Origin of the sequence: Cupriavidus taiwanensis LMG 19424, from assembly GCF_000069785.1 — a bacterium.
GTDB lineage: Bacteria > Pseudomonadota > Gammaproteobacteria > Burkholderiales > Burkholderiaceae > Cupriavidus > Cupriavidus taiwanensis.
Window position 1 is genome coordinate 1795176 of the sequence record NC_010530.1, and the last position, 12142, is coordinate 1807317.

Here is a 12142-nt window from a genome sequence, read left to right on the forward strand (position 1 = left end):
CCCACCCCCGATGTCCAGCCACAGCCCGCTGCTGATCTGGTCGGTTGCCGCGCTGACCACTGCCGGCGTACTGTTCCGTCCCTTCCGCCTGCCTGAAGCCTTCTGGGCTGCCTGCGGCGCCCTGCTGCTGTGCGCCACCGGCCTGATGGCGCTGCCCGAGGCCTTCGCCGCGGTGCTGCGGGGCTACGACGTGTACCTGTTCCTGGCCGGCATGATGCTGATCTCGGAACTGGCCCGCAAGACCGGCCTGTTCGACCACGTTGCCGCGCTCGCCGTGCGGCAGGCGCGGGGCTCGGCACCGCGGCTGTTCCTGCTGGTGTACGGCTTCGGCACGCTGGTGACGGCCTTCATGTCCAACGACGCCACCGCGGTGGTGCTGACGCCCGCGGTGCTGGCCGCAACCCGCGCCGCACGCGTGCGCCAGCCGCTGCCCTACCTGTACGCCTGCGCCTTTATCGCCAATGCGGCCAGTTTCGTGCTACCGATCTCGAACCCGGCCAACCTGGTGATTTTCGGCGAGCGCATGCCGCCGCTGGCCGGATGGCTGGCCAGCTTCGCGCTGCCGTCGGTGGCCGCGATCCTGGCCACGCTGGCGGCGCTGTGGTGGACCCAGCGCGCGGCGCTGGCCGAGCCCATCGCCCATGACGTGCCGGTGCCGCCGCTGTCGCGGCAGGCGTGGATGAGCGCGCTGGGCATCGTGCTGACCGGGCTGGTGCTGCTGGTGGCCTCGCTGCGCGGCAACGCGCTGGGCTGGCCCACCTGCGCCGCCGGCGTGGCCACGCTGCTGCTGGTCTGCGCTACCCGGCGCGAACTGCTGCTGCCGACGCTGCGCGAGGTGTCATGGGGCGTGCTGCCGATGGTGGCAGGCCTGTTCGTGCTGGTGGCGGCGCTGGAGCAGACCGCGGTGATCCGCCATCTTGCCGACGCGGTCGCGGCCGCCTCGCGCGACGGCGGCGCGCTGGCGCTGCTGGGCGTGGGCGCGGTGGTGGCGCTGGCGGGCAATGTCGTCAACAACCTGCCGGCCGGACTGATCGGGGCTTCGGCGCTGGCGGCGGGGCAGGCCTCGCACGCGGTCAGCGGCGCGGTGCTGGTCGGCATCGACCTGGGCCCCAACCTCTCGGTCACCGGCTCGCTCGCGACGCTGCTGTGGCTCACTGCGCTGCGGCGCGAGGGGCATATGGTCAGCGCCGGCCAGTTCCTGCGCGTGGGTGCCGTGGTGATGCCGGCGGCCATGCTGCCGGCGCTGGCGCTGCTGCTGCTTTAGGCCGCCGGCTCAGCCGCTGGCGGGAAGCTGCGCCGCGGGGCTGCGCGGCGCCGGCGACAATGGCCGGCGCAGTCCCCCCGCGCCGAGGCGCACGGCACTGGCATGGTGTTCCGCCACGCCGGTTTCCACCGGCGTGGCCGGTACCGGCACTGTCACCACATGGAGCAACATCAGGCTGCTGCACGGAAAGGCGATTGGCATGATGAGGTGGATCCCGACAAAGCGTCAGGCCGCGCTTGGCAGCGGCCGGGTGCCGGCAGCCTGCAACGGGCTGCCGGGTGTTGTTCAGACATTATGTGGGCTTGTCGGCGCCGTGCGTGGCGGGCTTGAGCGATGTCACGAACTCTTCATGGAAGGCGTGCCGGTTGTGGCGCATCCGACCCACCGCGGCGTCCTTTTCCCGCCACCGCGCGGGTTGTGAGGCCACGGCATCTGCCATATAGTGAATCCGGCACACCCCCGCCGCGCAGCCTTTCACGCCATCACCACGCCCATCCATGACCACCAAGGACGCCGCGCACCGCGCACAGGACAGCAACGCCGGCGACAGTGCCAGCCATCCCGCCGGCAGCGTCTCGGCCCGCATCCGCGCGCGGCTGGAAGCCGCGCAGGAGCGCTTCCATGCCAACGACAATATCGCCCGCTACATCGAGCCCGGCGAAATGGAACAACTGCAGGCCGAAGTCCAGGCCCGGCTGCAGGACGTGCTGCGGGCGCTGGTCATCGACGTCGACAACGACCACAACACGCAGGAAACCGCGCGCCGCGTGGCCAAGATGTACCTGAAGGAAATCTTCGCCGGGCGCTATGCCAAGGCCCCGCCGGTGACGGAATTCCCCAACGTCGGCCAGCTTAACGAACTGATGATCGTCGGGCCGCTGCGCGTGCGCAGCGCCTGCTCGCACCACCTGTGCCCGATCATCGGCAAGCTGTGGATCGGGGTGATGCCGAACCAGCATTCCAACCTGATCGGGCTGTCCAAGTACGCGCGCCTGGCCGAATGGATCATGTGCCGACCGCAGATCCAGGAAGAGGCGGTGGCGCAGGTGGCCGACCTGCTGCAGGAAAAGATGAGTCCGGACGGCCTGGCCATCGTGATGGAGGCCGAGCACTTCTGCATGCATTGGCGCGGCGTGCGCGACACCGACGCCAAGATGACCAACAGCGTGATGCGCGGCTCGTTCCTGAAGGACGACAGCCTGCGCCGCGAATTCCTCACGCTGCTGAACCATAACCGCGGCTAGCCGCCTGCCCCGGCCCGGCCATCCCGGAGCGCGCACAAGGAGCGCACACAAGCGCGACAGATAAGGAGCGCCAAGACCATGCTAGTCCGACTGCTCTATGCCAGCCGTGCCCGCCAGGCCATCGATGCCGCGCTGCTCGATGCCATCCTGGCCACCAGCCTGGAGCGCAATCCGCGCCACGGCATCACCGGGGTGCTGTGCCATGGCAACGGCATCTTCCTGCAGGCGCTGGAAGGCGACCGGCAGGCGGTGTCGCAGCTGTTCCAGTCGATCGCGCGCGATCCGCGCCACCATGACGTGACCCTGCTGCATTTCGAGGAAACCTGCACGCGCGACTTCGCCGGCTGGGCGATGGGGCAGGTCAATGCGGCGCGGCTCAATACCGCCACCCTGCTCAAGTTCTCGGCGGGCGCCGAGCTGGACCCCTACCGCACCGGCGGCGCCGCCTCGCTGGCGCTGCTCAAGGAATTGATCGCCGGCGCATCGGTGGTGTCGCGCGCCGGCGAGCGGGGCCGGCACTGAGACACGCCGGCGAGCGCCGGCGCGGCGCTACACCGTGACCGGCCCGTACAGGCCGCACTCCAGGTCGCTCTCGAACTCTTCCATCCAGGCCGTGCCGGCGCCGGCTTCATAGACGCTGGTCTTGTCGGTGCCGACGCGGCGTACGCTGACACGCCGCGCGCCGTCGCCGTCGCGCTCGTCGCTGATGTCGAACATCTCGGCCGCCAGCCCGACATGCCTGCATGCGTCCACGACCTGCTGCTGCTCGTCGGCGGGAAATTCAGTGAACGGTCTCGTTGCCATGGCATCCTCCGTCAAGGTTGAGATCGCCGCTTGCGCGCAGCGCGAACGCGCGTGGCACCGCAGGCGCCACGCATGAAGCAGGACGCGCCCCGGCATCCGGCCGGCGGCGCGCCCGCACTCTCCTGGGACTTATTGTTAGAAACTCAGCTCTTGCGCTGGGTCACCGCGACGAACGGCGCCGGTGCGTGCTGCACGGACTGGCTGCCGCAATTCGGGCACGGTGGATGGGCAGAGGCGTGTTCCGCGAGATGCTCGGTTTTCTCGAACACATGGCCGCACTTCTCGCAGCGGTATTGATAGACAGGCATGGCATTCCCCCACGCGTTGCACACGCCGCGGGGCGCGTGTCAGGTTCATTCTAGGACAGCGGCCCGCTCCGCAAAGCCAGAGAATTCCGGTGCGCCGCCGGGCGGCCGCAGATGTCGCCGGGGCGGCACTTGGCCATGCATTGATCTCCCGCAATGGGTGTATCGCCAGGCAAGCGACGGGATCCCGCGCAAACCCGGCTCAAGCCGGTGCGGCAGGGCGCCGAACATCCAGACATGTCATCGCAGGCCGGATCCGGCCGCCTTCGCACGCCGCCGGGCTGCAGGAACTAGCGGAATTCCGATTCAGCGAGGCGCGGAATCTGGCCAGAATCCGAGTCTTGTGATGACGCCACCGCACGGCGCCACCGGCACGAAACCGGTTGCGTCTCACCTGGAGATTGCCCATGAACGACCGAGTCCTGCGCGTTGCCCTGGCCGACGACCATCCCCTGGTGATGGCCGCGCTGCGCGACTGCCTGCAGCGCAGCGCGCGCGTCCAGATCAGCGCCGAATGCCGCAACGGCACCGAGTTGCTGGGCACGCTGGCGCGGCATCCCGCCGATATCGCCATCACCGATTTCTGCATGGGCCACGGCGACGCCTCGCTGGACGGCTTCAACCTGCTCAGCCGCCTGGCGCGCCACCATCCCGCGACGCGGGTGGTGGTGATCAGCGCCCGCGCCAACGCCGCCATCGTCCGCCGCGCCATGAAGCTTGGCGTGCGCGGCTACGTCAGCAAGGAAGATCCGCTCGAGGAAGTGGTGCGCGCCTGCGCCCACGCCGCGTTCGGCAGGGGCTGCTTCTGCTCGCCCGCGGTGCAGGCCGCGCTGCAGCGCGCGGCGCTGGCCGGCACGCCCGCCCGCGAGCCGACCCAGCGCGAGCTCGAGGTCATCCGGCTCTTTGCGCAGGGCGCGCAGCTCACCGAGATCGCCGCCAAGCTGGGGCGCTCGGTCAGCACCGTCTCCAGCCAGAAGACCGTGGCCATGCGCAAGCTGGGGGTGCAGACCAACACCGCCCTGATCCGCTACGCCTATGAAAGCGGGCTGATCTGACCCCGATCCGACCTTGCCCTGACCGCCACAGGACCATGCAGCAAGACCCTGACCCCATCCGCGACACCCTGGCCAGCACCTTCGACGCGCTGGCCGGCCACGCCCGCCGCCAGCAACACCTGTACTCGGTGACCATCGCGGCGCTGATCGCCATTGTGCTGTGCGCGGGCATGCTGCTGGCATGGCTGGTGGCGGACCAGCACCTGGACGATCACCGCAGCCTGGTGGCGCATTATGTCGGCATGGTGTCGCAGCGGCTGCAGGACGAAGCGTCGTTCGTGCGCCGCGGCGCGCCGGACCTCCGCGACCCGGGGTTGCCGGGCGAAGCGCTGGCGGCCGAACTGGCGGTGATCGGCGGCGCGATGCTGCTGCTGACCGGCGCCATCGTGCTCGCCGCGCGCTGGTGGAACCGCCAGCTGCTGCGGCGCTCGCAGGCGCAGGCCCGGCGTGCGCTGGAAACCGAGCGGATGAACCAGGTGCTGGTAAGCGCCACGCCGGTTGGCCTGTGCATCGTGCGCCAGCACGACCATGCCGTGCTGGCCTGCAATCCGCTGGCTGTGTCGCTGCTGCGCGCCCGGCCGCACGAAGCCCTGCCCGCCGCGGTGGCCGAGGCGCTGGACCGGGCGCCGTGCGGGGCCGGCAGCGGGCCCGCATCCGTGTCCAGCATCACCGTCGCGGCCCCCGCGCCGCCCGGCCCCGCCGACGCGGCACCGCGCTTCCTGCAGGTCACTTATGCCCCGGCGCGCTACCGCGATGAAGCCGTGCTGTTCTGCGCGGTCCAGGACTGCACCGTGCAGGAGGCGCTGCAGCGCGAACTGCGCTCCGCGCAGCAGGCCACCGAAGCGATGCTGCGCGTGCGCTCGACCTTCTTTGCCGCGATGAGCCACGAGATCCGCACGCCCTTGAACGCGCTGCTGGGCAACCTGGAGCTGCTGGCGCGCAGCAGCGGCATGGCGCCGCACGCGGCACGGCTGCGCGCGCTCGAGACCGCGGCCGGGTCGCTGCGCCGCATCGTCAACGATGTGCTGGACTTCTCCAAGATCGATGCGGGCCAGCTGGCGCTGGTGAACGCGCCGTTCCGTCCGGTCGAGGCCCTGGAAAGCCTGGCGCTGGCCTATGCGCCCATGGTGGCGGGCCGCCCGATCCGTTTCTCGCTGCAGCTGTCGCCGACGCTGGACACGGAAGTCGTCGGCGATCGCACACGGCTGGTGCAGGTCTTCAACAACCTGCTGAACAACGCCTTCAAGTTCACCGCCAGCGGCCGCATCACGCTGAGCGGCGAACTGCAGGCCGATGCGCAGGGCACGCAGCGGCTGGTCTGCCGCGTCAGCGATTCCGGTATCGGCATGGCACCGGCGCTGGCGGCGCGCGTGTTCCAGCCCTTCGTGCAGGGCGATGCCGCTGCCGCCAGCCGCTATGGCGGCACCGGGCTGGGGTTGTCGATCTGCGCAAGGCTGTGCGAGCTGATGGGCGGCAGCATCGCGGTCGACAGCGTGCCGGACGTGGGCAGCGCGTTCACGGTGTCGGTGCCGCTGCCCCTGGCGCAGGCGGACCGGCAGGCGCCCCCGGCGGCCAGCGTGGCGCGCACTGGCCATGTGCTGGTGCTGTCGCAGGATGAACGCACCGGCGCCTCGATCGAAGCCTGGCTCAAGACGGCGGGCTGGCGCACCGGGCGGGTGGCCTCCGTCGCCGCGGCGCAGGCATGCGCGCAGCGTGACCCGCCGGCTACCGTGGTCGCGACCGAAGCGTTTGCGCCAGCGGCGCTGGATGCGCTGCGCCAGGCCGCGCCACTGGTGGTGGTGCGGCTCACGACCGACGGCCCGCATCGCCCGCGTCAGCACCGCCCCGGCATGCTGGAGGCCTCGGCGATCAGCCATCGCGCGCTGCTCGACGCCGTGGCGGCCGCCACCGGCGCGACACAGGAGCCGACCACCATGCCCTGCCCCGCAGCGCCTGCGCTGCCCGCGCCCGCCGCGTCATCCCTCACCATCCTTGTCGCGGAAGACAATGCGCTGAACCAGTCCCTGATCGCCGAGCAGTTGCAGGCGCTCGGCTGCCACCCCATCGTCACGGCCACCGGCGAGCAGGCGCTGGCGGTGCTCGAACGCACGCGCGTCGACGCGGTGCTGACCGACCTGCATATGCCGGGCATGGACGGCCAGGCCTTGCTGCACGCCGTCCAGGCCAGGCATCCAGGCCTGCCGGTACTGGCCTTCAGCGCGGTGGCATGCAGCGACCCCGAGCACGACCGGCGCCTGCGCGGCTTCTCCGGTTACCTGGCCAAGCCCGCTTCGCTGCAGGACCTGCAAGCCTGCCTGCGCGGCCTGCCTGGCGCCGCCAGCCATGCCGGCGCCTCCGCGCACCAGCTCGAACCGGGCGCAGTGGAAGCCCCGCGCCGCCGCTACGACGACATGCTGCGCCGGCAACTGCGGCAGGACCTGCCGGCGCTGGCCCGCATCCTCGCGCAGCAGGACCTTGCCGGCCTGCGGCACTGGGTACATGCCGCGGCGGGCGCATTCATGATCGTGCGGCGCCAGTCCATCGTCAGCGAATGCCGGGCCCTGGAGGCACTGTGCGACGCGGCCTCCGGCTGGGCCCCGGCGATGGCCGAAGCGGCCGACACCCTGTACAAGCGGCTGCAGCGCTACGCGCTGGGTGCCGCGGCGGGCCCCTAGCGGCACCGCATTACCACAATCGGCGGATTTGCGAGCAAGGCTGCGCGCGACCATAATGGCAGCGCCGCGCCGTGGCCCGCCTGGCCAGCTGATCCGATCCGGGCGCGGCATTGTCTCCAATGTCTCCCCCAATGTCGCCAGAACAAGGCCTTCCCCAGCCCCAGCGAACCTGGGCGATCCTTACCGTTTTCTTCGGCCTGATCATGGCCGTGCTCGACGGCTCGATCGCCAATATCGCGCTGCCCTCGATCTCGCGCGAACTGCAGGCCGATCCCGCCAGCACCATCTGGGTCGTCAACGCCTACCAGCTGACGGTGACCGTATGCCTGCTGCCGCTGTCGTCGCTGGGCGATATCCTCGGCTACAAGCGCGTCTACCGGGCGGGGCTGGCCACCTTCCTGGTGGGCTCGCTGCTGTGCGCACTGGCGGTCAACCTGCCGATGCTGGTGGCCGCGCGCGTGCTGCAGGGCATCGGCGGCGCCGGCATCATGAGCGTCAACACCGCGCTGGTGCGCTTTATCTACCCGCCCACGCGCCTGGGCCGCGGCATCGGCCTCAATGCCCTGGTGGTGGGCGTGACCATCGCCGTGGGGCCGTCGCTGGGCGCGCTGATCCTGGCGGTGGCCAGCTGGCCATGGCTGTTCGCGGTCAATGTGCCGGTGGCCATCGCCGCGCTGGCGCTCAGCCGGACCGCGCTGCCATCGACGCCGCCGCAGCCGCGCAGCTTCGATTACCCGAGCGCGCTGCTGTCGGCGCTGGTGTTCGGCATGTTTATCCTCAGCGTCGATGGCCTCGGCCACCCCGGCTGGCGCCTGGCCGGCTGCGCCGGCGTGGCGCTCGCGGTGGGGCTGGGCTGGCTGCTGGTGCGGCGCCAGCGCGGCCGCGCCGCGCCGCTGGTGCCGGTGGACCTGTTCGCCAGCCGTGCCTTCACGCTGGCGGTAGGGACTTCGTTCTGCTCGTTCATGACGCAGATGTTGTCGTTCGTGGCGCTGCCGTTCTATCTCGAATACCAGCTCGGCCGCTCGCTGCAGGAGACCGGCCTGCTGATCACGCCGTGGCCGCTGATGGTGGCGGTGATGGCGGCCGTCTCGGGCCGGCTGTCGGACCGCTATCCGGCCAGCATCCTCGCCGGCATCGGCCTGGCCATGCTGGGCGGCGGCCTGGTCGGACTGGCCACCCTCGGGCCCGATGCGGGCAGCTTCGACATCGCCTGGCGCATGGCCATGTGCGGCACCGGCTTTGGCTTCTTCCAGTCCCCCAACAACCGCGCCATGATCGGCGCCACCCCGCGCGAACGCAGCGGCGGCGCCAGCGGGGCGCAGGCTACGACGCGGCTGCTGGGGCAGACCACCGGCACGGCACTGGTGGCGCTGCTGTTCAGCCTGTCGCCGGCCGGCGCGGCGCGCACGGCGTTGTATGTGGCGGCAGCGGTGGCGGCGGTGGGGGCGATGATCAGCCTGAGCCGGTTGCGCGATCCCCGAGCAGAGACCGCGGTGCGGGAGGCGGTGGAGCCGGATGCGTGAGCTTCCGAGTCGCGGGTGATACCTACTCCGCCTTCGCCCCCGACTCCTTCACCACCCTCGCCCACTTGGCGATTTCCTGGCGCTGGTACGCGGCCAGCTTTTCCGGCGTGCCCAGCACCGGGTCCAGGCCCAGCGTCTTCAGCTTCGCCTGCACGTCGGGCAGCGTGAAGATGCGGTTCAGCTCGGTGTTGAGCCGGGCCACCACGTCTTTCGGCGTATTCGCCGGCGCGAACACCGCGAACCAGGAATCCGCCTCGAAGCCCGGCAAGCCCTGCTCGGCCAGCGTCGGGATATCCGGCGCCGAGGCCGAGCGCTTCGCGCTGGTGATGCCGATTGCGCGCAGCTTGCCCTCGCGCACCACGGGCAGGGCCGACGGCAGGTTGTCGAACATCATGGTGATATGGCCGCCGAGCAGGTCGGGGATGGCCATGGCGCGGCCCTTGTAAGGGACATGCGTGATCTTGACGCCCGCCATCGTGTTGAACATTTCGCCGGCCACATGCGGCGAGGTGCCGATGCCGGGCGTGCCGAAGGTCAGGCCGCCCGGCCGGGCCTTGGCCAGCGCGATCAGCTCCGCCACGTTCTTGGCCGGCACGCCGGGATTGACCACCAGCACGTTGGGCGTCGAGGCGATCAGGATCACCGGCGTGAAGTCCTTGACCATGTCGTACGGCATCTTGCTGTACAGCGCGCCGTTGATCGAATGCGTGCCGACGGTGCCTAGCGCCAGCGTATGGCCGTCGGCCGGCGCGTGGGCCACGGCCTCGGCGCCGATGTTGCCGCCCGCGCCGGGCTTGTTGTCGACCACCACGGGCTGCCCCCATGCGGGCGAGATCTTCTCCGAGACGATGCGCGCCAGCGTGTCGGGCGCGCCCCCGGTGGGGAAGCCGACCACGATGCGGATGGGCTTGGCGGGATAGCCCTGTGCCTGCGCGGCGGCAGGGCCGGCCAGGGTGGATGCGGCAAGCACTGCCGCCGCGGCAACGGTACCGAAACGCATGGGATGCTCCTCCGGTTGCGCGCGGCTGCGTGGCCGCGCGCCTTGTGAAGGCGGCGGCAATGCCGCCGCCGGAACCTGCCAGGCTGCCCGCCCCTTTCAGACCGCGATGCCGCCGAACTCCTGCATCACCTTGTCGTGCAGGCGGCGCATGCCGCGCAGCCAGCGGTCATAGTCCTGGCCCTTGCGGCGATAGTACTCAAGCACTTCGGGGTGCGGCAAGATCAGGAAGCGCTCGTCGGCCACGCCCTCCAGCGTTACCGCGGCGACATGCTCGGCGGTGACCGAGCCCTCCTGCAGGAAGCCCTTGCGCTCGCCGTTCTCGCCGAACAGCATGTTGGTCTGCACGCCCTGAGGGCAGATGCAGCTGACCTTGATGCCGCGGTCGCCGTAGGTGATAGACAGCCACTCGGCAAAGCCGATGGCGGCATGCTTGGTCACCGCATAGGGTGCCGAGCCGATCTGCGACAGCAAGCCGGCGGCCGACACCGTGTTGACGAAGTAGCCGTCGCCACGCTCCAGCATCTGCGGCAGCACCGCCTTTGCCGCATGAATGTGCGCCATCACGTTGATTTCCCAGATGCGCTGCCAGTCGCCGGCGCTGGCCTCCAGGCCCTTGCGCAGGATGATGCCGGCGTTGGAACAGAAGATGTCGACCTGGCCGAAGCGCTGCGTGGCCAGGTCGGCCAGCCCTTGCACCGCGGCCGCGTCGGCCACGTCGACCGGCTGGGCAAACACCTGGCAGGCGGGCACGGCGGCCTGGACCTCGGCCGCCACCGTGGCGGCGCCGGCCGCGTTCAGGTCAGCCACGGCCACGCCGCGCGCACCGGCCTGCGCAAAGGCCAGCGCCAGGGCACGGCCGATGCCGGTGGCCGCGCCGGTCACCACGACGGTCTTGTTGCGTACTTCCATGGGTTGTCTCCTCGTTGAATTCGAATACCGCTTCCGTGCCCGGCGCGTCAGGCAGGCTTGCCCTCGCCTGGCTCCGGCTGCGCGGAGGCAAAGCGCGCGGTTGCGCGCGCGCCGCCAGGCTGCCACAGCCGCCCCTGCAGCGTCTGCGCCAGCTCGCGCACGCGCGGGCCAAGATTGGCCTCCAGGATTTCCGGCGACAGCCGCGCCGCGGCGCCGCCGATATTCAGCGCCAGCACCTCGCTGCTGCCCTCCAGCCGCAGCGGCGCCGCCGCGCCGCTGACGGTGCGGTCCCACTCGGCATGCGCCACGCAGAACCCGCGCTGCGCATGGTCGCGCAGCGCGCGCTCCACCCCCGCGCGCACGCACGGCCAGCGCTCGCCGTAGTGGCGCGCCAATTCCGCCAGTGCGGCCTCGCGGCGAGGCGCGTCCAGCCCCGCCAGCCACGCCCGCCCGATTGCCGACGTGGCCATCGGCAGCCGCGCACCGGGCGTCAGCCGGATCACCAGCGCACCACGCGGCTGGCAGCTTTCCAGGTAGACCATGGCGTGGCGGTCCGGCATCGCCAGCGCCACGGTGCAATCCGTCGCGAACGCCAGCGATTGCATCAACGGCTGCGCGATCTCGCGGATGCCGGCACCGCCGACATAGCGATGCCCCAGCACCATCGCGCCCTGCCCCAGCCGGTACTTTTCCGATGCTTCGATATAGGTCAGGTAGCCCAGCGTGGCCAGCGTATAGGTCAGCCGCGACACCGTCGGACGCGGAATGCCCGTGCGCCGCGACAGTTCCGCATTGCCCAGGTAATCGTCCTGCGGCCCGAACGCGCGCAACAGCTCCATGCCGCGCGCCAGCGCCGTGACGAAATTGCGGTCATCGGCACAGCCATTGCCCACCGGCACGTCGGCCGGCACCGGGCTGTGCGCGGCATCGGGCGGCGGCGTCGGAATGGTGGTGGTGCGTTTCATGGGCGGCGCTCCGGGCAGGCCCATTAGATTGCAGCAAAGGCGGCTGGCCGGGGGCGCTATGTAAGGAAAGCATGTGCCCTAGAAACCGTGTTCATGGACACCATTCGACCGGCCGGTGCAGGCGCCGGCCCCCCTTCGCGCCCACAGGCGTCACTTAACGGATTGCTTATGCCCCGGCAAAGAATCGCTGAATTGTCCTTCGGTTGGCACGCGGATATCTTTGCGCAAAAGGCGCGGATCATGCCGGCGACGCTGGCGGGCGCAGCAACGCTGACCCGACGCCCGGAGACGACCTGACACGCTGCCCAAGGCGGCAGTTCCCATCAAGGATGGCTCACTCACTGCGCCGACACCGCGCAGCGGGCCTGCGCGCGCATTCATTCCTTGTCGGACATAAA

12 protein-coding genes are annotated in these 12142 nt (G+C 70.4%); 6 read left to right on the plus strand and 6 right to left on the minus strand.

From position 1 onward, the window contains the following. The first annotated feature begins 10 nt into the window (after nucleotides 1-10). Nucleotides 11-1264 (plus strand): arsenic transporter, encoded by a 1254-nt coding sequence (locus tag RALTA_RS23660; RefSeq protein WP_012356475.1) that lies wholly within the window; start codon nucleotides 11-13, stop codon nucleotides 1262-1264. 9 nt (nucleotides 1265-1273) lie between these two features. Here the strand turns inward: RALTA_RS23660 and RALTA_RS23665 are convergent, their stop codons facing one another. Beyond that, nucleotides 1274-1465, minus strand: a complete 192-nt coding sequence (locus RALTA_RS23665) for a hypothetical protein (protein ID WP_025584725.1) — start codon at nucleotides 1463-1465, stop codon at nucleotides 1274-1276. Between the two features lie 296 nt (nucleotides 1466-1761). Here RALTA_RS23665 and folE point away from each other — a divergent pair, with 296 nt between their 5' ends. Further along, on the plus strand, nucleotides 1762-2508 hold the full coding sequence (folE, locus tag RALTA_RS23670; protein ID WP_012356477.1) for a GTP cyclohydrolase I: 747 nt from the start codon (nucleotides 1762-1764) through the stop codon (nucleotides 2506-2508). A gap of 78 nt (nucleotides 2509-2586) precedes the next feature. Continuing rightward, nucleotides 2587-3030 (plus strand): BLUF domain-containing protein, encoded by a 444-nt coding sequence (locus RALTA_RS23675; protein WP_012356478.1) that lies wholly within the window; start codon nucleotides 2587-2589, stop codon nucleotides 3028-3030. Between the two features lie 27 nt (nucleotides 3031-3057). On the opposite strand, the gene RALTA_RS23680 is transcribed toward RALTA_RS23675, so the two are convergent. After that, complete coding sequence (locus RALTA_RS23680; RefSeq protein ID WP_012356479.1) at nucleotides 3058-3312, minus strand: hypothetical protein; 255 nt, start codon at nucleotides 3310-3312, stop codon at nucleotides 3058-3060. Nucleotides 3313-3455: 143 nt separating this feature from the next. Then, nucleotides 3456-3620, minus strand: coding sequence for an FmdB family zinc ribbon protein (locus tag RALTA_RS29220; RefSeq protein WP_018008406.1), 165 nt, complete (start codon nucleotides 3618-3620; stop codon nucleotides 3456-3458). Between the two features lie 404 nt (nucleotides 3621-4024). Between RALTA_RS29220 and RALTA_RS23690 the strand changes: the two genes are divergently transcribed. The 3 genes from RALTA_RS23690 (at nucleotide 4025) to RALTA_RS23700 (ending at nucleotide 8870) form a co-directional block, all read left to right on the plus strand. Beyond that, entirely contained in the window at nucleotides 4025-4672 is a 648-nt protein-coding gene (locus RALTA_RS23690) for a response regulator transcription factor (RefSeq protein WP_025584721.1), read from the plus strand. 35 nt (nucleotides 4673-4707) lie between these two features. Beyond that, nucleotides 4708-7347 carry an ATP-binding protein gene (locus RALTA_RS23695; protein ID WP_012356482.1) on the plus strand — a complete coding sequence of 880 codons (2640 nt, stop codon included), beginning with the start codon at nucleotides 4708-4710 and terminating at the stop codon, nucleotides 7345-7347. A gap of 131 nt (nucleotides 7348-7478) precedes the next feature. After that, a complete protein-coding gene (locus tag RALTA_RS23700; protein WP_081479514.1) occupies nucleotides 7479-8870 on the plus strand; it encodes an MFS transporter in 1392 nt (463 codons plus the stop codon). A 22-nt stretch (nucleotides 8871-8892) separates the two neighbouring features. Here RALTA_RS23700 and RALTA_RS23705 read toward each other — a convergent pair whose 3' ends face one another. The 3 genes from RALTA_RS23705 to RALTA_RS23715 form a co-directional block, all read right to left on the minus strand. Continuing rightward, nucleotides 8893-9870, minus strand: a complete 978-nt coding sequence (locus tag RALTA_RS23705) for a tripartite tricarboxylate transporter substrate binding protein (protein WP_041232602.1) — start codon at nucleotides 9868-9870, stop codon at nucleotides 8893-8895. Nucleotides 9871-9966: 96 nt separating this feature from the next. Further along, on the minus strand, nucleotides 9967-10779 hold the full coding sequence (locus RALTA_RS23710; protein ID WP_041232603.1) for an SDR family oxidoreductase: 813 nt from the start codon (nucleotides 10777-10779) through the stop codon (nucleotides 9967-9969). A gap of 47 nt (nucleotides 10780-10826) precedes the next feature. Next, nucleotides 10827-11744 (minus strand): IclR family transcriptional regulator, encoded by a 918-nt coding sequence (locus tag RALTA_RS23715; protein ID WP_041232604.1) that lies wholly within the window; start codon nucleotides 11742-11744, stop codon nucleotides 10827-10829. Nucleotides 11745-12142: the final 398 nt, after the last annotated feature.